The organism is Myxococcus sp. AB056 (assembly GCF_006547365.1).
Classification (GTDB): domain Bacteria; phylum Myxococcota; class Myxococcia; order Myxococcales; family Myxococcaceae; genus Myxococcus; species Myxococcus virescens.
On record NZ_VHLB01000119.1, the window covers coordinates 1 to 21,262 of the forward strand.

Here is a 21,262-nt window from a genome sequence, read left to right on the forward strand (position 1 = left end):
GGGCGCGGGGGGCGCGGCGCGGTCCGGCCAGCGGCGCACCACCTTCACCTCGGCCATGGCCTTGAGGGTGTCGCGCAGGCGGCGGCTCTCCGCGTCGAAGTCCGGGGACTCCGGGCCCAGGGGCTTCTGGAGCACCGCGAGCGCGCCGGCGCGCAGCGCGGCCATGGACGTCTGGATGTCGCGCTCCACCAGGGTGGACACCACCACCACCGGCGTGGGCACCTCCGTCATGATGCGCCGGGTGGCCTCCAGGCCGTCCATCCGCGGCATCTGGATGTCCATGGTCACCAGGCTGGGCCGCAGGCGCTGGGCCAGCTCCACCGCTTCCACACCGTCCCTGGCCTCGCCCACCACCGTCAGGGCGGGGTCGGCGCGGACGATTTCCACCAGCAGCCGCCGGGCGGTGGGCGAGTCCTCGGCCACCAGGATGCGCAACGGGTTGTTCTTCATAGCAGTCGTCTCAGCGTCTCCAGCAGGCTCGTCGGGTCGAACGCACTCTTCACCAGATAGGCACTCGCGCCGGCTTGCAGGCCGCGCGCCTTGTCCTCTGGCTTGCCACGGGCGGTGACGAGCACCACCGGCAACCGGGAGAAGCGCGGCGAGGCCCGCACCGCCTCGGTGAGGGCGAAGCCGTCCATGCGCGGCATCTCCACGTCCAGCACCAGCGCGTCCGCGCCGCCCGACTGGAGCCGCTCCCAGGCGTCCGCGCCGTCCACGCAGGCCACCACTTCATAGCCCGCGCTCTCCAGGATGCTCTGCTCCAGCGCGCGCGTGGTGGGCGAGTCGTCCGCCAGCACCACCCGCCGCCGCGTCCGCTGGGTGGCGGGGACGGGGAAGAGCGAGGCCGCGGGGCGGCCACCCGCCGCGCGGACCAGGGACACGGGGTTGAGCAAAAGCGACAGCCGTCCGTCCGGCAGCACCGCCGCCGCGGACACGTGCCGGGCCCGGCGCACGCGGTGGCCCAGGGAGCGCACCAGCGCCTCCTGTTCGGCGAGCACTTCATCCACCACCACCACGGCGCGCGCGCTGCCCGCGGCCAACACCACCGCGCCCCGGCGCGCGCGAGGCGGGCCGGGCGGCAGCCCCAGCACCTCCGCCAGCGAGGCCAACGGCACCAGCGCGTCACCGGAGGCCCACGCGGGGCGGCCCTCCACGTCGCGCACCTCGTCGGGCGCCAGGCGCACCAGCCTCGCCACGCTCTCACTCGCCAGCGCCAGCGTCTGCCCGCCCGCCGATACCAGCAGCACCCGCAGCGTGCTCAGCGTGAGGGGGACGTCCAGGATGAAGCGGGTGCCCTGGCCTGACCGGGTCGTCACCTCCACGCTGCCGCGCAGCCCCTCCACGTGCATGCGCACCACGTCCAGGCCCACACCACGGCCCGCCACCTGGGTCACCTCCGTCGCGGTGGACAGGCCGGCCAGGAACACCAGCCGCGCGGCCTCCTCGTCACTTTCAGGCACTCGCAGGCCCCGGGCGCGCGCCTGCTCCCGCAGCGCCCCCAGGTCCAGGCCGCGCCCGTCGTCATCCACCGTCACCTCGACGCGGCTGCCCTTGAGGCGCGCGGTGAGGAGGATGCGTCCCTCGGCGGGCTTGTCCAGTCGCTGGCGTTCCTCGGGGCTCTCCAGGCCGTGGGCCACCGCGTTGCGCACCAGGTGCAGCAGCGGCTCGCGCAGCCCCTGCAGCAGCGACCGGTCCAGCTCCAACGTGCCGCCATGAATCTCCAGCCGCACCTGCCGGCCCAGGCTGCGGGCCACGTCGCGCGCGGCGCGCTCCAGGCCCTCGCAGCCTTCCTCGAAGGGCAGGGTGCGCGCGCGGCGGACCTCGTCGTCCAGGCCCGTGGCCACGCCGCCCAGCGTCCGGCGGTCCGCCGCCAGCTCCAGCGTCACCCGCGCCAGCTCCGTCTCCGCGCGCAGCAGCGCCTGTTCGCCGGGCGTGCCGAGCACCGCCTCGCGGGCCTGCGCCAGCGCCTCGCGCACCGACTCCAGCGCGTCCGCGCGGCCTTCCAGCCGGAGCGTCGCCACGCGCAGCTCACCGCTGCGTGCCAGCAGCGCGTCCAGCTTCTGCGCGGAGACGCGCACGGGCAGCGCTTCGGCTCCGGCAAACGCGCCGCCGCTTGGATGCGGCTCCACGCTGGCCGGGGCGGCGGAGGGGGACGGCACCGCGTCCGTCAGCATGGGCGGAGGCGACGGTGGCGGCTCGGCGCGCGTGCGTTCGGGGGCGCCGGACCGGCGTCCGACGGCGCGCTCCAACTGGGGCAGCAGGCTCTCCAGGGGCGAGCCCGCCAGGTCCTCCCGCGCGGCCAGGCGCCGGCCCGCGTCGTCGAGCGCGTCCACGGTGGTGAAGCACAGCTCGTACACGTCGGGCGTGCCGGCGCCCGCGTCCCGCACCTGCTCCAGCAGCTCCTCCATGCGGTGGCAGGCCGTCTCCACCCGCGTGGCGCTGGCCGCGCGCGCCGCACCCTTCACGCTGTGCAGCGTGCGCAGCAGGGACGCCACGAGCTCCGCCATGCGCGCGGGCGCAGTCTCACGCTCCAGGGCCAGCAGCTCGCGGTTGAGCGAGACGACGTGGCCCTCGAGCTCCTCGAGGAACGTGGCCAGCAGTGCTTGGGCCAACCGGTCGCGGTCCATCAGCGCCCGTACTCTCCCAGCAGCCCCTTGAGCTTCTGGCCCATGCCGTTGAGGTCCTGCATGGCGCGTTCGGTCTGCCGCGACGAGATGAGGGCCTGCTGCGTGGCCTGATTCACGTCATGCATGGCCTGACGAATCTGGCCGATGCCGGTGGCCTGCTGGTTGGCGGAGGCCGCAATCTGCGCCGCCGTCAGCGAGGCCTGGGCCAGCAGGTCCGACAGCGTCTGGATGTTGGCGCCCGCCTCGGACACCACGCGGGTGGCGGTGGCCACGCTCTTGGTGCCTTCCTCGGTGGTCATCACCGCGCCGTGGGTGGCCTTCTGGATTTGCCCCAGAATCTGGCGCACCTGGCCGGTGGCCTTCTTGGACTGGTCCGCCAGGGCCTTCACCTCGGAGGCCACCACCGCGAAGCCGCGGCCGTGCTCGCCGGCGCGGCTGGCTTCGATGGAGGCATTGAGCGCCAGCATGTGCGTCTGCTCGGAGATGTCGTTGACGGTGGTGATGATGTCGCCAATGGCCTGGGCCTGCTCGGCCAGGGCGAGGATGCGCGAGGCGATGGACTCCACCTGCTCACGCACCGCGCCCATGGCGCCCACGGCCTCCTCCACGGCGCGGCGGCCGCTGCGGCCCACGTCCTCGGCGTGGCGGGCGGAGTCGCTCACCGCGCGGGCGCGGCCCGCGGCCTCCTCGGACGTCTTGGTGATTTCCTCGATGGTGCTCACCGTCTCCGTCACCGCGCTGCCCTGCTCCTGGGCGCCGGCCACCTGTTCGGTGGTGCTGGAGAGGATTTCCGCGCTGGCGCCGGCGAGCTGGTTGACGAACTCCGCCACGGTGCGGAGCGTGTGCTCGCGCTGCTCGGATTCCTTCTCCAGCTGGACCTCGTTCTGCTGGCGCTTCTCCGCCATGTCGTTGAACGCGCGCGCCAGTTGGGCCGTCTCGTCCTGGCCCTTCACGTCGATGCGGTGCTCCAGCTTCCCGCGCCCCAACTGCTCGGCGCCCACCATGAGCGCGCGCAGCGGCGTGGTGATGCCGCGGGTGATGATGTAGCTGCCTCCGCCGACGATGAGCACGCCCAGCAGCGTGCCGATGCCCAGCACCCAGAGGATGCGCTGGGCCATGTCCCGGGCGGCGGTGGCGTGCTCGTCCCAGCGCTCCTGCTCCGCCACCAGCATCTCGTCGATGACCTGCTTGACCTGGAGCATGACCTCCCGGCCCTTGCCGGCCTGGATGAACTTCGCTCCGGCTTCCAGGCCCTCCTGGCGGCGCAGACGGATGCCGTCCTCCAGCCGGTTCACCCGCTGGGTGACGATGGGCTCCAGCCGGTTCAGGCGCGCCCGCTGGTGGGGGTGGTTCGCCATGGTTTCGCGCAGGCGGGACAGGTCATTCTGGAGCGCCGCCGTCGCTTCCCGGTAGGGCACCAGGTAGGACTCATCCCCCGTGAGGATGAAGCCGCGCTGGCCGGACTCGGCGTCCATCAGCAGCGCGCGGACCTCGCGGATGATGCGGAAGTTCTCATGGGCTGTCAGCAGGCCCGCCGTGCTCGTCGTGAGCTGATTGGCGCCCTGGAAGGACACACCCGCCACGATGAGCAACATCAGTAGCGACAGTCCGAATCCGAGTGCGATGCGGTTCCCGATGCTCATACTGCTCCTTCGCCGGACATATCGAACATGAGGCGACTGTCACCCAGGAGCGCCTCTCCCTCCAGTACCAGGGTGCCTTCCCTGTCGGCCGCGGACACGAGGTGTCCGGCGGCGTCGTTCAGGGAGGTGGGCGGCGCCAGCAGCTCACTGCCCGCCAGCACGGTGACTTCCTCCACTTCCTCGGTGCGCACGCCCAGCTCCGCCCGCCCCACGCCCACCACGAGCAGCGGGCCCGCGGCGTCCGAAGGCGCGCGTCCGAAGAGCGGCGCCAGCTCCACCACGGGAAGCACCTCGCCATGCATCAGGGTGAGGCCGCGCAGCGCGGGGGGCGCGCCCGGCAGCGTCACCAGCTCCGGCGCGCGCACCACCTCCAGGACGAAGCGGGACTCCAGGGCATAGCGCTGGCCGGCGGCCTTGAAGCGGACCACCTCGCGCAAGGTGCCAGGGTCGACCTGGGGACGGGGCTCGCGCGAGAGTGCCCGGGCGCGGGCCTCCAGCAGCGCCGTGGCCTCCTCGGGCGACAAGGTGCCCTGTTCCTGCTCCAGGTCGGCCAGCCGCGCCAGCCGCGCGCGTGTGGCTTCCCAGTCGATTCCGCCGGAACCCGGCATCAGCTCAGCTCCTCACCGGCAGCCTGGGCTGCCTCCATGCGTGACCGCTCTCCACGCGCCACCTCGGCCAGCCTGCTGGCGCTCTCGCCGTCCGCGTGGGGCACGGGCGCGTCCGGAGGCAGGGCGTTGCACAGGTGCTCCGCCTCGCGCCAGGCCTTCAGGGCGCCGGACGTGTCGCCGTGCCTGCGTAGCACGCGCCCGAGGATGAGCCACGCCACGATGAGTGTGGGCTCCAGGTACAGCGCCTGCCGGACAGCGCGCTCCGCGTCCGCCGCGCGCCCCTGGCCCAGCAGCAGCAGGGACTCCAGGTAGCGCAGCCCTGCCACCAAGGGGTGCCGGGCGGCCGCTTCGGTGCAGGCGTAGACGGCGGCGGCGGCGTCCAGGTTCGCCAGCGCGCGCACCGCGAGGGCGGCGGTGTCCGCGTCTGAGTCCAATGCCCCCAAGTGCTGAGCCGCCTCGCGCCAGTGGCCCCGCGCCAGGGCCTGCCGGGCCGCGTGCATGGCCGCCGCGCTGGGGGCGTGTGTCGGTGTCTCGGCCCTGGGGAGGGCGCCGCTTCGCGAGGCGGGGGCACCGGTGCCCGCTGTGTTCCCGAGGACGGACCCCGCGCCGGCCTGGGGCTGGCCCGCCGCGCGCGTTCCTTCCGCCTGCGCGGAGGTCCCGACCGCTCCGGGGGGGCTCCAGGCCGGTGCCGTCGTTCTGGGCGCGGAGCCGCCTGGACGGCCCGGAGCGGATGCACCCGGGAGCGCGGTCCCCGTGGAGGATTCGGAACCGGAGGGCAGGCCCGTCGTGGTGGTGCCCAGGGAGGTGGTGCCCGTCGCGGTACCGGGTACGCCGGTGGAGGACGGGCTCCACGCGGCCGGGACGGGCAGGGAGAGGGTGGCTCCGGGCAGGGGCCGGCGGTACAGCACGCCCCATTCGGTGAGGATGGACTCCAGCGGCGCCAGCCCACCGAGCGGCGGGTCCGACGGGCCGGTGAAGAGGTAGCCGCCCTCATCCAGCGCGTCATGGAGCCGGCGGGCGACGGCTTCGATGGTGGGCCGGTTGAAGTAGATGAGGACGTTGCGGCAGAAGATGACGTCCAGCTTCCAGATGCCGCTGTCCGCCGACGGCCAGGTGTCGAGCGCGAGGTTGAGGTAGCTGAAGCGCACGTGCTTCCGCACCTCGGGTGACAGCACGTACCGGCGTCCCTCGGCGCGCAGGTGGGCGCGCATCCGGTCCGCCCAGCCGCCGCGCAGGGACCAGTCACCGTAGTGGGCCTTCCGGGCCCGGCCGAGCGCGCCGCGCGACACGTCCGTGGCGAACACGGCCATGTGCTCGTCCCAGCCTTCGCCCAGCAGCAGCGCGGCGATGGAGTAGGGCTCCTCGCCGGACGAACACGCGGCGCTCCACATCCGCGCGGTGTGGTCCGGGCCGTGGCGCTCGCGCAGGTCCGGGAGCACGACGCTCCGCACGTGTTCGAAGTGCTCGGGCGTGCGGAAGAAATACGTCTCCCCGACGGTGAGCTCGATGAGCAGGTCATCCAGCGCGGAGGGGTCTTCCGCGAGCCGCGCGCGGTAGGCGTCGAAGTCCTTCAGCCCGGCCCGCTCCATGGCGCGGGCGATGCCTTCCTCGGCGGACGCGGAGCAGCTCGGCGGAACCAGCCCGGCGCGCTCTTCCACGAGCGCGAGCACCGCCGCATAACCCGGGTGGCTCCAGGGACCCCAATTCACGCCGGCTCCGGCTCTGGCTCCTGCGGCGCGGCCAGGGCGGCATCCAGCTCCAGGGCCTCGGCCTCGGACAGGAAGGTGCGCAGGTCGTGGACCAGGACGAGCCCGTCCTTCAGCTTCACGGCGCCCGCCACATAGCCCACGCCCGGAAGCTGGCGCGGCGTGGCGTCCCACTCATCCGGTGTGAGGACGCGCAGGCCCTCGGCCCGGTCCACGCGCAGCACGACGCAGCGGTCGCCCGCGGAGGCCACGATGAAGTGGTCCATGGGGGACAGCGGGCGGGGCGGGTGGCGGAAGCGCAGGCGCAGGTCCAGCACCGGCAACAGCTCTCCCCGAAGGTCCAGCAGGCCCTCCACCACGGCGGGCGCGCGAGGGAGCGGTGTCAGGCGCGCCGCGCGTACCAGCTCGCGCACGTCGGGTGCGGGCAGTCCGTAGCGCTGGCCGTTCAGGGTGAACAGCAGCACCTCCGTGGGTGCGGGGATCATGTCCTGGGACATAAGTCGTGGACGTGGCCACTGTCGAACATTGATGTCGGCCCGCGGTCGTGGTGTCCACCAGTCCTCAGTGGGGACAGGGGGATGGGCCCATGGTTCGGGGGGAACACGACAAGTGCCCGCTGCGCGCCTGCCTGGACGAAGGCTCCCGCGTGCGGGTGGGGGCTGGGAGAACGGTCGCTCACTCTCCCAGGAGACGAGCGACGGCTTCGCGCGCGCGTCCGTCGATTTGCACTCCCCAGTGCGGGCCGGAAGACGTCGGCCACGGCCGGGTGTCCTGGCGGCATGGGCCAGTGAGCTGCGTTGCCCCGAAGGGCGATGTCATTGACGGGCGCTGCTCCAATCAAGCCACGCCACCGCACGTTCCGTTCACAGGCTGACGGCGACTTGCCGTACGGGGTTTGGCGCGTGTTGTCCCGGCCTCGCGTTCTCCACTTAATGTTCGCCATCGCCACTGCAATCAAAGCAATGGCTCTCACGCGTCGGCCGCCAGCGAAGCAAGACATCCTTCGCGCGTTCATGTCAGCCCTTGTAGCGGCGCTTCGCGGAGTCGAGGGGGGCGGGCACCATGGTGTTGGTAGAGGTGCTGGAGGAGCACCTCGACGAGGCCGAGTTCCGGTGGCTGCAGTGGGAGAAGGCGCTGGGGGCGCCAGACTTTTCACTGATTGAGGTTGCGAGGTTGGAGGAGCTTCTCCTCGCGCATCTGGACGGGCTGGTGGTGGGGGCATCCGCCTCGGTTGAATCCGTGCTGCGCCCCGCCTTCGCGACAGAGGACTCCTTTCGCATCTGCGCGGCGGCCTTCTCGCTGCTGGCCCTCGGCGAGGTGGACGAAGTCCTGCTGCGACTCCGCGAGGCCGAGCCCGAAGCGCGTGGCTCCATCCGACGGGCCCTGGAGCTCAGCGAGTCCCCGGGGCTGGGCGCACGCCTGCTCGACGTGTTGAAGCAGGAGGACACCGCGCCGCAGGTCGAGGTGCTGGAGGCGCTGGCGTTTCGTCAGGAGGCACCTCCGGAGGTGCTGGCGCACTTCATCACCCATGACGAGCAACGGGCGCGGGTTGCGGCCCTGCGTGCGGCTCTGCCCTTGCCGGAAGACGTTGCGCGAGGGCTGCTTCCCAGCCTGCTGGACTCCCCGCACCCCAGTATTCGCGCGGCGGCGATGGGTGCGGGACTTGCGTCTGGCGTGAGGTCGGCCTGGGAGACGTGCCGCACCGCCGTGCGCGCTCGCGATGCACACAGCCTTGAGGCCATGGTGCTGCTCGCCATGGGCGGCAGTGAGACAGACATCGCCTTGCTGCTGGGGCTGCTGGACGTGGAACAACTCCGGCCCCATGCGCTCTGGGCCCTGGGCTTCAGCGGCCGGGCGGCGGCCATGGAGGCGTGCGTCGCGCACCTGGAGGTGCCCGCGGCGGCACAACTGGCCGGGGAGGCCTTCTCGGCCATGACAGGCCTTCGGCTGGAGGCGCCCTACGCCCTGCTCCCTGGCGAAAGGCCCGAGGGGGCTCCTCCGCCACCGGAGTTGCAGGAGGACCTGGACGCGGACCTGGTGCCCAGGCCCGAGGACGACTTGCCCTGGCCGAACGTGGCCGCCGTCCGGGGCTGGTGGGATGCGGAGAAGAAGCGCTTCGCGAAGGGGACGAGGTACCTTCTCGGTCGCCCCTTCAATGGCAGCGTCCTGGTGGAGGCGCTGGAAACCAGCCCCATCCGGCGCCGCCATGTCCTCGCCCGCGAGCTGGCGCTGCGGAGTCAGGGCACGTTGATGGTGCGCACTCGGGCCTTCACGCACGTCCAGCGCGCGGAGCTGGCCAAGGCCCGGGCAGCCAGCGCTCGAATCCACACGCGGTCCTTCGACAGCGGCCTGCGCTGAGGGCAGGCCCCAAGCCGCGCTCCTTCACACGGCACGCCTCGTCACCAACCATGTGGGTACTTCAAAACCAGACACCCTATGCGGCGGAGCGGACGTGGGTTCGTGACAAGGACGGCCACCACCACTGGGTCATCGCGCTCAAGGCGACCTTCGACGTCGACGACGCGGGCCACCTCCGCCCTGCCGACGCGCAAGAGCCTCCGCTGCGGGAGCCCGTCTACTGGGGGGAGCCTGGGCGCTCCAGTCTGCGCTACGAGGCCGAACTCGTCGCCCCCAAGCTGAACACCGACGTCCTCATCAACGCTTGTGCCCATGCGCCCGGTGGGCGGCCCGCGCCCAGCGTCGAGGTCGCCGTCCGCATCCACGATGTCGACAAGATGCTCGTGGTGCACGGAGAGCGCTTCCATGCGCGCGGCCTGGCGGGCGTGAGGCCTTCGTCTCCCAAGCCCTTCGTCACCCAGCCCATTCTCTACGAGTGGGCCTGGGGAGGCACCGACACGCGCGACGCGGACACGCGCAAGCACGTCAGTGACTCGCGCAACCCCGTGGGCCGCGGGGTGGCCAGCCGGGAGGCGCATCTGGTGGACCAGCCCGCTCACCGCATCGAATACCTGCGGGGCAACCCAGCGAAGTCGGGGCCGGCTGGCTTTGGCCCCATCGCCAGCTATTGGTCTCCGCGGCTCGAACTGGCAGGCACCTTCGACGAGGCCTGGCGGAAGACGCGACACCCGCTGCTGCCGCGAGACTTCGACGAGCGCTTTTCTCTCTGCGCCCCCGCTGACCAGCGGCCTTCACGCCACCTCGTGGGTGGAGAGAAGGTGGCCCTGGTGCACCTCACGCCGAAGGGCACGCTCCACTTCACGCTGCCGCACCTGCGCTTCGGCTTCACCACCTGGTTCGGTGCCGTCCGGCGCTTCCATGAGGCCACCCTGGGCACCGTCGTCATTGAGCCTGAGGTGATGAAGGTGCGCATGGTTTTCCAGACGAGCTTGAGAGTCGGTCCCCAGGACACCGAGCGCCTCGACTTCACAGCCATTACCGAGAGGACGGACTGACATGGGCGTCGACGCGGTACTCGTGGCATCGGGAGCGCGTGCCCCGGTGGGGACGACGGCGGAGAGCGTCGCGGCGGCGGTGCGTGCGGGCATCAGCCGCGTGCGGCGCGTCCAGTTGCCGGAGCTGGGGCGCCAGTCCGATTCCTTCATCGCGAGGGACGGGCTGTTGGACGCGCAGGGGTGGAGCGGAGCGGCGCGCATGGCCGCACTGGGGGCCATGGCGTTGGAGGAAGTCCTCGCCAGGCTGGCACCCGCCATTCCCCCGGAGCGGTTTGACGTGCCGGTGCTGGTGGGATTTCCCGAGGAGCGCCCGGGCTGGAAGACCGCGGATGCCGCGCGCGTCGTCGCCGCGCTCGCGGCTCTCGGGAGTGCGCGTCTGCGCCTGCAGGTGGAGCCTCGGCTGACGGGCCACGCCTCGGCGCTGGAGGGACTCCGAGACGCCATGACACGGGTGGGCCGCGCCGCCCGCTGTCCGCTGGTGATTGTCGGGGGCGTCGACAGCTACCACGACGTCCAAACGTTGGCCTGGCTGCGCGAGCGGAACCAGTGGCTGGAAGAAGGGACGCGCACGGGCTTCGCCCCCGGCGAGGCCGCGGCCTTCGTCGCGGTGATGGCCGCTCCGGACGCGCGTCGGTGGAGGCTGGCACCCCACGCCACGGTGCGCGCCGCCGCCACGGCCCGTGAGACGAAGCTCATCCACACGGATGCTCTCAACCTGGGCGAGGGACTGACGGCCGCCGTAGGGGAGGCGCTCGTGCCGCTGGAGGACACGCGCGAGGTGGTGGCGTGCGTCCACAGCGATCTCAACGGCGAGCGCTACCGCTCCGAGGAGTGGGGCTTCGTCGCCCTGCGGCTGGGGGCCGCGTTCCGCGACGCCTCCGTCATTCACACACCTGTGAGCAGTTGCGGCGAGGTGGGCGCCGCCACGGGGGCGTTGAACCTCGTCCTCTGCGCGCAGTCCTGGCGGCGTCGGTATGCGAGCGGCCCCCGCGCGCTACTCTGGGGCAGTTCGGAAGCCGGGTTGCGCGCCGCCGCACTGCTGGAAGAGCCACTGTCCGGAAGTGAAGGAGGAGTGAAACCATGGCCAAGGTAACCGTCAACTTCCCGAGGACGCCCGTTACCCAAGGCAGCGCGGGAGTTGCCGCGGCCACACTGCCCAACGTCTGCAAGATGCCCGGCCCACCGGCGCCCTTCGTGCCCACGCCCCTGCCCAACATCGGCAACAGCGGCGATTCGCCCGAGGGGTATTCGAAGACAGTCACCATCAACGGGCACCCCGTCGCCATTGCCGGTGCCAGCTTCGGCAGCAAGGGGGACATGGCCAGCAAGGGGACGGGAGGTGGCCTCGTCTCCAGCACCACCCACGGCCCGACGAAGTTCATCGGCCCCGGCTCGATGAACGTCAAAATCGAGGGGAGGAACGTGCAGTTGCTGGGCGACCCCATGCTCAACAACTGCGGACCGTCCGGCAGCCCCGCGAATGCCGCCACCATGACGGGCATCATCCAGGCCTCCGGCGTCATGACCGTCATCTACGGCGATGACATTCTGTGCTCGCTCTGCGGGAAGACGCACCCACTGGAGGCGGGAGAAGAGGCGCAGACGGCGATTGCGGCGCTGTTCATTCGACTCCAGGAAGCGCTCGACGCACAGAAGCAGCAGATTCTCCAGCGCAGCAAGCTCGCCAAGGAGATGAATCAGAAAGAAAAGCTCTTCATTCAGTTGGAAGAAAAGAACACGGAAGAGAATAGGAGAATGGGCAGAGGGATAAATTCGAAGCAACGAGAGGAACTGGCCGCACTCCCAGTCGAAATCGCGGCTCTCGGAGAGCAGATTGAGGCACTTGATGTCTTCCTGGATGCAAATGCAGTGCTTCGATACGCCCTAGGCACAGGCTCATACACCAAGGGTTACATGATTGGAGCCATGGTATGCACATGCAAAGGAAGAAAGCTCGCCGCCTGCTCAGGCCAGGCCCCTCCGGGCTTCATGAAAGCTGTGCAGTCCGCGGGGTTTGAGTGCGCAAGTCCGCCTGTTGGCCCTGAGAGCGAGAAGAAGGTTTGGGACTGCGCCGCCAAGCAAATCATGGAAAAGCATGGGGGACACAAACCAAGGCAACTCATCGAGCGACTGTTCTACCCGGCGATCGAGGGCCTCAAGCCCGACCGCGGCCCCAGAATCAAGTTCAAGGTTCGGCTAGAAGACCTGGCCACCAAGAAGCTCTCCGAACCAGAAGAGCGCGAGCAGGCATTCAACAACGGCGAGAATGTGCCCTCATGCGCCAACTGCCAGGAAAAACTTCCCGCCATGTACTGCAATACAAACTGCGCCTAGGTCGGAGCTCTAATGAAACCCTTTATTGAATTCGTCGAGAAATACCACCCTGGCTTCTCTCGGGAAATTGAGCCAGCAGATAAATATGACATAGCCACTCTCGAGAGACGTGCGGGTGCACTTCCAGGTGCTTACCGTCGCTTTCTTGAGACTATGGGAACAAGCATGGGAGATGTTGAGCTTGCCGAGGCCTCTCTCTCGATTGAGGGAGCGCTCAACGCCTACACCCTGTCTTGGCTGAAAAGCGACCGGTACATCCTCTTCGCTGAAGATAACGGACTCTCCAGCCGACATTGGTTCCTCGATCGCCTGGGTCCGCATGGAGCCGACGATTGCATGGTCGTCCGCAGGGTGTTGGCAGAAAACAATCCTCCAGAGGTAAGCACCCCCCAGTATGTGGGGCTGGAGGAATTCCTCTACTACGAAGCCTTCAAGGAGCTTCGTCTGCCGCAACTGCCTTTCCGGCGAAAGTTCTCATCGCCGGATGATGCAGATGCCGCAGTTCGCTACCGTTCGGACGTGGTGACTGCGTTGGCCGAAGAGAAGGGCTTCAAGCGCATCCCGCCTGCCGAGCACTGCGCGCTGTACGAGCGGGGAGACGCCGCGCTGCTGCTCTACCGACACCCGACTCAGCCCACCTTCTCATTCATCCTGGGATGCGATGACTCGGCGGAGCTGGAGCGACTGCGCCAGGAGTTCGAGGCACGAACGGGGCTGAAGAGCGTCGTCACCCGGTAGGCGCAGCGGAAGAGTCGGCATCTCCGCCCGCAACACGTTGGACCTCGGCTCGACGTGTCGTGTGCGCGGGACGCGCCTCGCTTCTTGCGAGGACACGGGCGTTGCTTGGGCTGATTTGCGCCCGGCGGACGCCCTCACGGGAACATCACGTTGCCCAGGATGACGGAGCGCTTGTCGCCCTCCGCCCAGACCGTCAGCGTGTAGGGGCCTGGGCTCATGGTGTCCGTGGCCTCCGCTTCCACGATGAACTGGCCGACCATGCCCGCAGCGGTGGGCGCGGCCTGCCAGACGCGTAGCACGCGGAGCGCGGCCCCCTCGCGGGGAACCAGCGTCGCGCTCCGGGCCTCCCATTGCGCGTCCCCGCGCAGTTCCTCGCATTCGACGAACACAGCCACCTGGGTGGCGGCGCGATAGGTCGTTGCGTTCGTTACATTGAGCGCGTTGCGCGGATGGAGCACGAGTTGTTCACGGCGCCATCGCGCCCGTATGCCATTGGCGTCCAGTTGCTTGGTGGCCAGCATGCCGGTGAGGCCATCTGGTAGGTTCCGGGCAGCCTCCATTCGCGCCAGTTCGTTTCGCAGGCGCCGCAGCTCTTCCTCCTTCTCCAGCAACTCGGCATGGAGCGAGTCCGCGCTTCGGGCCTGTCGGTGGACTTCCACCTGACGGTCGGCCAGGGTGGGGTGGGGCACCAACCTGAATGTCGCGCTCGTGGGCGCGGCGCCGTCCGCGAAGTGGACGGTCAGCCGCAACTCCTCGCTGTCCTCCACGCTTGGGGAAGGCATCAGCGTCAGGGTGTCACCCGCCAGTCGGACGCGAGTGAAGCGTTTTTCGCCTTCCAGCTCCGCGCGGGCCACTGGCGTGTCGAAGAGCAGCAGCGTGCCCACTCCAGGGCTGATGCGCACTTCCGGGGGCGGCGTTGCGGCCCGGGGAGCATGGAGGCCTACCGTGAGGCGCCGCACTGTCTGTGCCCAGGGCGCGACAGGGGGCAGCGGAGTGGATGCAGCCTGCGCCACAAAGAGCGTGTGAATGAGCAGGGCCGTCGCGGAGGCATTCATCACGGGAGCGCCCTGGTGCGGGAACGCGGTATCACTCGAAGCGCCTCACCACCTTCAGGCCCGCCACGGAGTCGATGATGGGCTCGGCGGGCGGATGGTTTCCTGACACGCGCGGCGTGCCGCGCTCGTTATCGCCTGGGTAGTAGAGTTCCATGCACACCGGGAATCGCTCGCCGTCCTTCTCTGCTTCCGTGAAGCGACCGTAGACCCGCTCGCTCACGCTGAGCCGTCCGCTCAAAGTCGCGTTCGCCAGTTCATAGGGCGTGGCCCCGATGCGGACGCGCACCCAGCCCTCGCTCACGGTGATTCTTTTCGGAGTGCCTCGGGCGAAGATCACAGAGCCCAACTCACCCACGCGGAGACCTCGCGCCTCCATGGCTTGCAGCGCGCCCTCTGGGCATGGCTCGGAGGGTGGCGCGGGACGCACCTCGGGCCCGCTCGGGCAAGCCAGCGCGGTGCATGCGGCAGCCGTGGCGGCGGCGCGCCGGGCCAGTGTGCCCACTGAGCGCGATGGCCGTGAGGGGAGAGGAGATGAGGGAGCGATGTCTGGCTTCTTCACGGGTGATGCTTCTTTCGGGTCGCGCGCCATGAGAGGGGCAGCGGTCGCGGGGAGGAGGGCCGCCGGTGAGGGCGGGACCGCGGCCCGGACAGCTTCCGGCGAGGTGTGCGGTGACGCCATTTCTGGACGCTCCCTGCTCGCTGGAGGCGCGTCGTCGCGTCGCGTGAGTTCCCATGCAAGCGTCAGCGCGGCCAGGGTGCTCACCATGAGCGCCAGTGCGGCGGGTCTCCAGGAACGTAAGGCCCTCGGCGCAAGTCGCTTGGAATGCGCTGCGCCCCCAGGCGCCGCCTCCTCCCGTGCGTCCCCTGGCCTCGCGCGGCCACCGTCGGCGGAAGGCCGGGCGCGCCCTGGTCGTCTGCCGCGTCTGGGCGGCGACAACGCGGGCTCACCCTGGTGCCGCCATGCCTCCAGCCCACCCTGTGGTGGCGGTGGCGCTGGGCGCTCGGGTGGCTCCTCCCACGACGCGCACAGCGGCCGGTCCCACTCGACGTCCGCGGCGGCCAGTGCTGCCTCCAGTGCTTCGGCCAGGGCGGCGGCGCTGGGAAAGCGCGCCGTGGGCTGCTTCTCCAGCAGCCGCGAGCACACCGCGTCCAGCGGACCGGGCACCCTCGGGTTCACGGCGCGAGGCGGCTCGGGTGGCTGCGAGATGACGTGCTCCACCTCCGACGGCGTCCCTGGGGCGGGGAAGGGGGAGCGGCCCGTTAGCACCCAGTAGAGGACGACGCCCAGCGCATACAGATCATCTGCGGCGGTGGGCGCGTAGTGCGCCCCCTCCTCGCCCGCGTGCGACTTGCGGAAGGCCAACGCCTCCGGGCTGCGGTACTGCGGTGTGCCCGGGGGAAGCACCCCCCAGGTGAGGCGAGGCGCGCCGGGATAGGAGCCCACGCCGAAGTCCACCAGCACGGGCGCCCCGGTGGCATCCCGCACCATGATGTTGGACTCCTTGAGGTCCCGGTGGAGGACGCCTTTCGCGTGCGCCGCCGCGAGTCCTCGGGCCAACCCCAGCGCCAGCGCCGCCGCCTGTCGTGGGCTGGGGTTCTCCTCATCCACCCACCGGTTCAGCGGTCGCCCCTCCACCAGCTCCATGGCCAGGTAGAACCACTCGGGGGCGGTGTCCCGCCACAGGCCGCACGCGTGGAAGCGCACGACATTGGGGTGGTTCATCCTCCGGAGGATGTCCACCTCCCGCTGGGCCCAACCGCCCAGGGCGGAGAGCGACTGGAGCTTCAGTGCGAAGCGCGCGGTGCCTCGCCGGGCGCGGAAGACGGCGCCGCAGCCGCCCATCCCGAGCAGGCCCTCCACGACGAAGCCCCCCACCTGGGTGCCGATGCCCACGTCTCCCCGAAGGCGCTGGGCCTTCATGCGCCCACCGCTGGAGGCTCGCTCCGCCGCGCGCCTCTCCTGTCAAGCTCATCGCTTCCCTGTCGCATGGGGCTTGTCTCTGGAGGGATGGGACGTGGCGGAAGTGGGAATTTATCTTCTCCAAAACCCCAAAGGTAGAGTCTTGCCCTTCGCCTCGCCAGGCGCCGGTCGTTGCTTCCACCCCAGCCATCCCCTCCGGATGCGCTACGTTCTCCCGCGTATGGACGAACAACTGGGCATGATGGTGGGAAAGGCTGCACGTGAGGCGCGTGCGCGCCTGGGGTTGACGCAGGTGGAGGTGGCGGCCTTGGTGGATATGCACCCCATGGTCTACAGCCGAGTGGAGCGCGGGAAGATGGTCCCCAGCGCGGGGATGCTGCGCCGCCTCAGCATGGTTCTTCGCATCTCCACGGATGAGCTGCTGGGGCTGGCCCGGCCCGGCAAGGACGAGCGGCGTGAGCAGGAGAAGGAGCCGCCGCTGCTGCGCCGGCTGGTGACGTTGGCGCGTGAGCTGGACGAGCCGAAGCTGGAGGCGCTCGTCACGATGGCCCGCGCGCTGACCCGATAGGGGGCATCAGGGCTCGGTCGTCACGGCGGGAGTGGCTGCTCCGAGCTCATGGGCCTCCAGCCCGGAGGAAAAGAACCGCTCGTTGCCAGGCACCGTCGCGTCGCGGTTCTGGCTGGCCCCGGTGATGAGGCGGGCGAGCTCTTCGGCGGCCTCCTTGCGGCCATAGGGGCGGCCGTCGCTGGCCTCCCGAACCTGGACGAGGCACTCCCGTAGCACGTCGCGCATGTCCTCCGCCGTGGTGTAGCGCTCGGCGGCGGGTTTGCGGAGGGCCTTCCTCAACGCGGCCCGGAAGCCTTCGGGCAGACCCACGGTTGCTTGCTCCACGTCGTCTGGCGTGTAGGCGTCCATCAACATCATCAAATACGTGAGCGGCAGCGAGGGCTCCTCCTCCACGGGAGCCCGCTGCCGCCATGGAGGAGGCTCCGCCAGCCTTTCCAGGGCGTCATGGAAGAGGTGGCGTCCCGTGGCCAGCTCCAGCAGGACGAGTCCCAGCGAGAAGAGGTCCGCCGCGGGAGTCAATGGAAGACACTGCAGGTACTCCGGCGAGGTATAGGCGGCATCTCCCTTGCGCAGGCCGCCCTGGGTCTCCTCGCGCCCGCCAAGGTGCGTGTAGGCCGCGCCGAAGTGCGTCAGCTTCACCTCCCCGCCCATTCCCACGCTCACGTTGCGCGGGCTCACGTCCCGGTGAATCATCCCGAGCCGCGCCCCATGGTCATCCGCCAGCCGGTGCGCATAGGCCAGCGCGTCGGCGACCTCCGCGCCCACGTACAGTGCGAAGGAAGTGGAGACGGGCTGGCGCCGCAGGGCCATCAGGCTCAACACGCCGTCCAGGGTGGGGCCGTCCACGTACTCCATGATGACGTAGGGTTTGCCTGACTTGACGGTGAGCAGGAGGACCTTGGCGATGGCCGGGTGGTTCAGCCGATAGGCCCGCTGGACCTCTTCCACCAATCGGTGCCTGCGCCTTGACGTGGCGGGAGAGCGCACGCGCCGGATGAGGACCGGCCCGCTCAGGCCGTGGCGCTCCTGTCGCTCGGCCAGCATGAGGACCTCGCCGTTGGGACGTGTGTCCAGGGTGCTGACATAGATGTACCGCGTTCCCGCGACCTGGAAGAGCGTCGGCCGTCGCGCTGGATGCTCCCGGGCCCGCTCCTCCTCGGTCATCGGGTGGAAGCTGGGCTGCGTGGGGTGGGTGGGCACGGAGACTCCCGGTTTTTTAGATATAAACCTCCACAGTTTATATTGTGATTGGAGCCGGGTGAAGAGGCGCATGGGGCCTGGCGCATCTTCACCTCCACGGTGGATGAGGCGTGGACCTCATCCCCGGGAGCGCGTGCGGGGTGTCTCAGCGCCGGCGGCGGCGCAGCAGGGCCAGGGGCGAGGCGGCCATCAGCAGGGCCCACAGCGGCGCGCTGCCCGCGGCGGCGCAGCCTCCGCTCTCCTCGTCCTTGTCACCCGGCTCCAGGCCCGGCGTGCCCTGGCCCACCTTCACGCTCAGCTTCGTGGCGGCGGCCCGGTCTCCGTCGGTATGGAGGTCCGCGTTGGAGGAGTTGCCAGCGCCGAAGAGGGTGAGGGTGACGTCCGTCGCGGGGGCGACGAGGCTGAAGTTGAAGCGCAGCTCGTCGTTCGCGAAGGGCTGGGGCTGCGAATGGGTCAGCTCGGTGCCGAGCTTCTTCATGCCCTCACCGGGTTGGAGCGTGGCCGCCGCGCTGTCCACGGCGATGCCCACGCCGCCTGTCCTGGCGGGGCCACCCCGGATGATGAAGGTGTACTGGCCGGTGGCGCCCGGCGCGAGCGTGGCGGGACCTTCGAGGGCGACAGTGGGGAGGTCCCCGCCCTGATGGCAGGTGCTGCACGTGGGGCCTGTCTTGCCCGTCTGGCCGGTGACGCCCGTGCTGGTGGCGAAGGCGGGGATGGACCACAGCGATGACACGACGACGACGCCCGCGATGCGGAACGGAAGACGCATGGACACTCCAGGAGGTGGGTGAAACCAGGTGGTGCTACAGCCGGGGCCCCGCGAGAGCGGAGCCCCGGGGACTTCCGCTGGCGTTGGTGCCTAGCGGAGCTGGAGCAGGGAGAAGGACAGGCCCCGCGTCGTCAGCGTGGGCCGCCCGTTGTCGCCCAGCACGTGCAGCGTCGTGGACGCGGAGCCCGCGCCGAACTCGGTGTAGAGCGTCTGGTTCTCGGTGTGGAAGAGGAAGCTGCTGCCCGAGGTGGCCGGGAACTGGGTGTTCCGCGACGTCGTCAGCGTGTTGAGATTCAGCGCCCACCACTGCCAGCCGGCGCCGCTCGCGATGCCGCGGGGATGCGCGCCCTCCTGCACCGGGGCGACGCTCTCATCGAGCACGCGCAGGTACGCCGTGCCCGACGGGCCGGGGACGAGCGAGCCCGCGGTGCCGCCGCCCACGAGCTCCGACAGCGAGCGGTGGAAGCCGGCGTCGAAGGTCCGCGTCTGCGGGTCGAACCGCAGCAGGCACGGCTCCGGCGCCGCGTCGGCCGACACCCGGTGCACCGCCGCGCCGTAGGCCTCCGTCGCGACGTAGACCTTGCGGTCGGGGGCGAGCACGGCGTCGTGTGCGTAGCCGCATCGCTCATCCGTGACGATGGTCGCCGTGTCCGTCGCCGTGTCGACGACCACCACGCCCGTCCTCGGGGTGATGCCCACGCCGGCCACGGGACGCCAGCCCACGGGAATGATGAGCTGCCCGTTGTCCGAGACGACCGAGCCCGAGAAGGCCATCTCCGTGCCTTCGAGTTCCAGGTCGCCCAGCGCGATGTTGCCGGTGACGGTCATCTCCGTGGGGTTCCAGATGACCGCCTGCGCGGTGATGCCGTCGAAGAAGTACGCCTTCGTCGCCGACACGAACTGGAAGTTCGCCTGGTACTCGCCCAGCGACATCACGCCCAGGCTGGCGAAGCTCACCGTGCCCGACTGCTCCAGGCCGCCGCCCTCGGTGAGCGAGTAGCGCGTCACGACGGGGCTGTCGTCCGACACCACGTAGACCTGGCCCGACTTGCGGATGCCCACGCCCAGCGCACGGCCGGACACCTTGATGGCGCCGTCCAGCGACAGTTGCGCGGTCTGCTCCGCCTCACGCGTCACCACCACGTAGCTCGCCGCCGGGTCGGCGTTGAGGTCCTGCGTGGTGAGGGCGTACAGCGGGCCGGTGTCGTCGTCGCCGGAGTCGTCGCAGCCGCCCAGCAGGGACAGCGCGAGCGCAGCGGCGGAGAGTCGGAAACCCGAGCGGGCAAACAGATGCGTCATGAAGACGGCCTTCCTGGAAGTGGAGTGGGGCGCCGTTTCACCCGGAACCGAGTTGTGGGCTTGGGTGAAAACGATACGCATTCTCAATTTCAGGAGTTGTTTAGGCGGAATTCATGAAAAGTCAAGAAGCAGGCGGGAGGCCCGCGAGGCTCAGCGGTGGTGTCTGTGGCGGTCGAGCACATTGCGCGCGTCCCAGATTCCTCCTCCTGCCTGTCATTGAAGGGCTTTGCCGCGTCCCGCAAGGCAGGGAGCGTCAAGCCACGGCCCGTGGGCCGCTCAAGGGCAGCACGACGGTGAACGTGGCGCCCTGGCCCGGGGTGCTGGCCACGCGGATGTGGCCTCCCATTGCCTCCACGAGCTGGCGGGTGATGAAGAGCCCCAGGCCCAACCCGCCATAGTGGCGGCTGGAGACGGCGCGTTCGAAGCGGTCGAAGATGCGCTGCGCGTCCTCCGGTGGAAGGCCGATGCCGTGGTCCTCCACCTCCACCATCGCCTGTGTTTCGTCCGAGCGCACGCGTACGTCCACGGGGGCTCCGTGGCCGTATTTGAGCGCGTTGGACAGCAGGTTGGTGAGCACCTGCTCCAGCCGCATCCGGTCCCACTGGCCCGTCACGGGGGCCGGCGAGTCCACCGTCACCTGGACCCCCGCTGTCCTGGCTTCCGTTTCGAAGCGGCGGACGGCCTCGCGCACCAGTTCGTCCAGGTCCACGGGCTCCAGGTTCAGCTCCATGTGGCCGCGCGCCAGGCGGGACACGTCGAGCAGGCTGTCCACCAGGGTCGCCAGGCGCGAAGTCTGACGCTCGCAGGACTGCACCCGCTGCGCGAGCTTCTCCACGTCCAGGGGCTCCTCGCCGCGAAGCTGGCGGTACAGCAGTTGGAGCTGGAGCTTGAGGTTGGTGAGGGGCGTGCGCAGCTCGTGCGCGGCGATGCTGAGGAAGTCGTCGCGCACCTGGACGGCGTCGCGGGCCTCGTCGGTCAGCCGCTGTTGCTCCGTGTTGGCGGCCTCGGCCGTGGTCCGGGCGCGGACTTGCGAGCGGGTGATGAAGAACAGCAGCAGCGTCACCATCAGCCCGGCGCCTACGACGGTGCCATGCTGCTCGGTGGTGCTGGCGGCGATGAAGGCCTGGCGCGCGTTGAAGCGCAGCGTCCAGGTCTGGCCAGCCACGGGTATCTTCACGTCCTGCTGGAAGACGGGGGCCCCCCGCGATGCCGGGAGGCTGGACGCGTAGAGGAGCGCGTCGTCGCGGACCTCCGTCCCGTCGTACACCTCCAGGTCGATGGTCTCCTGGAAGCCGATGAAGTGCAGCTCGCTCATCAGGTCCTCCATGGCGAGCGGGAGGTAGACGAAGCCGCGCAGATTTTCGGTGGGGGACCCGGGGGG

Annotated in this window: 18 protein-coding genes; 6 read left to right on the plus strand and 12 right to left on the minus strand. The window is 70.0% G+C overall.

Annotated features, from left to right (window positions below):
* The 6 genes from FMP39_RS33290 to FMP39_RS33315 all read right to left on the minus strand — a co-directional run.
* Positions 1-450 (minus strand): response regulator (locus FMP39_RS33290; RefSeq protein ID WP_141594056.1); only part of this gene is annotated, 450 nt, incomplete at its 3' end.
* Positions 447-2,627 carry a response regulator gene (locus FMP39_RS33295; RefSeq protein WP_141594057.1) on the minus strand — a complete coding sequence of 727 codons (2,181 nt, stop codon included), beginning with the start codon at positions 2,625-2,627 and terminating at the stop codon, positions 447-449. The genes FMP39_RS33295 and FMP39_RS33290, both read right to left, overlap by 4 nt.
* Entirely contained in the window at positions 2,627-4,270 is a 1,644-nt protein-coding gene (locus tag FMP39_RS33300) for a methyl-accepting chemotaxis protein (protein ID WP_141594058.1), read from the minus strand. The genes FMP39_RS33295 and FMP39_RS33300 overlap by 1 nt, the downstream gene beginning before the upstream one ends.
* Entirely contained in the window at positions 4,267-4,878 is a 612-nt protein-coding gene (locus FMP39_RS33305) for a chemotaxis protein CheW (RefSeq protein WP_141594059.1), read from the minus strand. Before FMP39_RS33305 ends, FMP39_RS33300 begins: the two co-directional genes overlap by 4 nt.
* On the minus strand, positions 4,878-6,587 hold the full coding sequence (locus tag FMP39_RS33310; protein ID WP_141594060.1) for a protein-glutamate O-methyltransferase CheR: 1,710 nt from the start codon (positions 6,585-6,587) through the stop codon (positions 4,878-4,880). Before FMP39_RS33310 ends, FMP39_RS33305 begins: the two co-directional genes overlap by 1 nt.
* Positions 6,584-7,069 carry a chemotaxis protein CheW gene (locus FMP39_RS33315; protein WP_141594061.1) on the minus strand — a complete coding sequence of 162 codons (486 nt, stop codon included), beginning with the start codon at positions 7,067-7,069 and terminating at the stop codon, positions 6,584-6,586. The genes FMP39_RS33310 and FMP39_RS33315 overlap by 4 nt, the downstream gene beginning before the upstream one ends.
* Before the next feature lie 577 nt (positions 7,070-7,646).
* Here FMP39_RS33315 and FMP39_RS33320 point away from each other — a divergent pair.
* Genes FMP39_RS33320 through FMP39_RS38275 form a run of 5 tightly spaced genes read left to right on the plus strand, consistent with a single transcriptional unit; the run spans position 7,647 to position 13,069 of the window.
* A complete protein-coding gene (locus tag FMP39_RS33320; RefSeq protein WP_141594062.1) occupies positions 7,647-8,942 on the plus strand; it encodes a TIGR02270 family protein in 1,296 nt (431 codons plus the stop codon).
* Positions 8,943-8,992: 50 nt separating this feature from the next.
* Entirely contained in the window at positions 8,993-9,997 is a 1,005-nt protein-coding gene (locus tag FMP39_RS33325; protein WP_141594063.1) for a DUF2169 domain-containing protein, read from the plus strand.
* 1 nt (position 9,998) lies between these two features.
* The gene (locus FMP39_RS33330; protein ID WP_141594064.1) at positions 9,999-11,090 is read left to right on the plus strand and encodes a hypothetical protein; all 1,092 of its coding nucleotides are present in this window, start codon (positions 9,999-10,001) and stop codon (positions 11,088-11,090) included.
* Positions 11,078-12,331, plus strand: a complete 1,254-nt coding sequence (locus tag FMP39_RS33335; protein WP_141594065.1) for a DUF4150 domain-containing protein — start codon at positions 11,078-11,080, stop codon at positions 12,329-12,331. The genes FMP39_RS33330 and FMP39_RS33335 overlap by 13 nt, the downstream gene beginning before the upstream one ends.
* Positions 12,332-12,343: 12 nt before the next feature.
* Positions 12,344-13,069: a hypothetical protein gene (locus FMP39_RS38275; protein ID WP_228558549.1), complete on the plus strand. Its 726-nt coding sequence runs from the start codon at positions 12,344-12,346 to the stop codon at positions 13,067-13,069.
* A gap of 134 nt (positions 13,070-13,203) precedes the next feature.
* On the opposite strand, the gene FMP39_RS33345 is transcribed toward FMP39_RS38275, so the two are convergent.
* A complete protein-coding gene (locus tag FMP39_RS33345) occupies positions 13,204-14,124 on the minus strand; it encodes a DUF2381 family protein (RefSeq protein WP_228558550.1) in 921 nt (306 codons plus the stop codon).
* A gap of 31 nt (positions 14,125-14,155) precedes the next feature.
* Positions 14,156-16,045, minus strand: a complete 1,890-nt coding sequence (locus FMP39_RS33350) for a serine/threonine-protein kinase (protein ID WP_141594067.1) — start codon at positions 16,043-16,045, stop codon at positions 14,156-14,158.
* 199 nt (positions 16,046-16,244) lie between these two features.
* Here FMP39_RS33350 and FMP39_RS33355 point away from each other — a divergent pair, with 199 nt between their 5' ends.
* Positions 16,245-16,613 carry a helix-turn-helix domain-containing protein gene (locus tag FMP39_RS33355; RefSeq protein WP_141594068.1) on the plus strand — a complete coding sequence of 123 codons (369 nt, stop codon included), beginning with the start codon at positions 16,245-16,247 and terminating at the stop codon, positions 16,611-16,613.
* Positions 16,614-16,619: 6 nt separating this feature from the next.
* Here FMP39_RS33355 and FMP39_RS33360 read toward each other — a convergent pair whose 3' ends face one another.
* The 4 genes from FMP39_RS33360 to FMP39_RS33375 form a co-directional block, all read right to left on the minus strand.
* Positions 16,620-17,813 (minus strand): serine/threonine-protein kinase, encoded by a 1,194-nt coding sequence (locus FMP39_RS33360; protein WP_141594069.1) that lies wholly within the window; start codon positions 17,811-17,813, stop codon positions 16,620-16,622.
* A 145-nt stretch (positions 17,814-17,958) separates the two neighbouring features.
* Positions 17,959-18,582, minus strand: coding sequence for an MXAN_6652 family MXYO-CTERM-anchored protein (locus FMP39_RS33365; RefSeq protein WP_141594070.1), 624 nt, complete (start codon positions 18,580-18,582; stop codon positions 17,959-17,961).
* A gap of 90 nt (positions 18,583-18,672) precedes the next feature.
* Positions 18,673-19,881 carry an MxcI protein gene (locus tag FMP39_RS33370; RefSeq protein WP_141594071.1) on the minus strand — a complete coding sequence of 403 codons (1,209 nt, stop codon included), beginning with the start codon at positions 19,879-19,881 and terminating at the stop codon, positions 18,673-18,675.
* 253 nt (positions 19,882-20,134) lie between these two features.
* Positions 20,135-21,262, minus strand: a 1,128-nt coding sequence (locus tag FMP39_RS33375; RefSeq protein ID WP_141594072.1) for a HAMP domain-containing sensor histidine kinase, incomplete at its 5' end; no start/stop codon positions are given.

Bases quoted from the DNA above. Each gene is read 5' to 3' on its own strand.
- FMP39_RS33295 (WP_141594057.1), bottom strand. From the start codon at position 2,627: ATGGACCGCGACCGGTTGGCCCAAGCACTGCTGGCCACGTTCCTCGAG.
- FMP39_RS33300 (WP_141594058.1), bottom strand. From the start codon at position 4,270: ATGAGCATCGGGAACCGCATCGCACTCGGATTCGGACTGTCGCTACTG.
- FMP39_RS33305 (WP_141594059.1), bottom strand. From the start codon at position 4,878: ATGCCGGGTTCCGGCGGAATCGACTGGGAAGCCACACGCGCGCGGCTG.
- FMP39_RS33315 (WP_141594061.1), bottom strand. From the start codon at position 7,069: ATGATCCCCGCACCCACGGAGGTGCTGCTGTTCACCCTGAACGGCCAG.
- FMP39_RS33320 (WP_141594062.1), top strand. From the start codon at position 7,647: ATGGTGTTGGTAGAGGTGCTGGAGGAGCACCTCGACGAGGCCGAGTTC.
- FMP39_RS33325 (WP_141594063.1), top strand. From the start codon at position 8,993: ATGTGGGTACTTCAAAACCAGACACCCTATGCGGCGGAGCGGACGTGG.
- FMP39_RS33330 (WP_141594064.1), top strand. From the start codon at position 9,999: ATGGGCGTCGACGCGGTACTCGTGGCATCGGGAGCGCGTGCCCCGGTG.
- FMP39_RS33335 (WP_141594065.1), top strand. From the start codon at position 11,078: ATGGCCAAGGTAACCGTCAACTTCCCGAGGACGCCCGTTACCCAAGGC.
- FMP39_RS38275 (WP_228558549.1), top strand. From the start codon at position 12,344: ATGAAACCCTTTATTGAATTCGTCGAGAAATACCACCCTGGCTTCTCT.
- FMP39_RS33345 (WP_228558550.1), bottom strand. From the start codon at position 14,124: ATGAATGCCTCCGCGACGGCCCTGCTCATTCACACGCTCTTTGTGGCG.
- FMP39_RS33350 (WP_141594067.1), bottom strand. From the start codon at position 16,045: ATGAAGGCCCAGCGCCTTCGGGGAGACGTGGGCATCGGCACCCAGGTG.
- FMP39_RS33355 (WP_141594068.1), top strand. From the start codon at position 16,245: ATGCGCTACGTTCTCCCGCGTATGGACGAACAACTGGGCATGATGGTG.
- FMP39_RS33365 (WP_141594070.1), bottom strand. From the start codon at position 18,582: ATGCGTCTTCCGTTCCGCATCGCGGGCGTCGTCGTCGTGTCATCGCTG.
- FMP39_RS33370 (WP_141594071.1), bottom strand. From the start codon at position 19,881: ATGACGCATCTGTTTGCCCGCTCGGGTTTCCGACTCTCCGCCGCTGCG.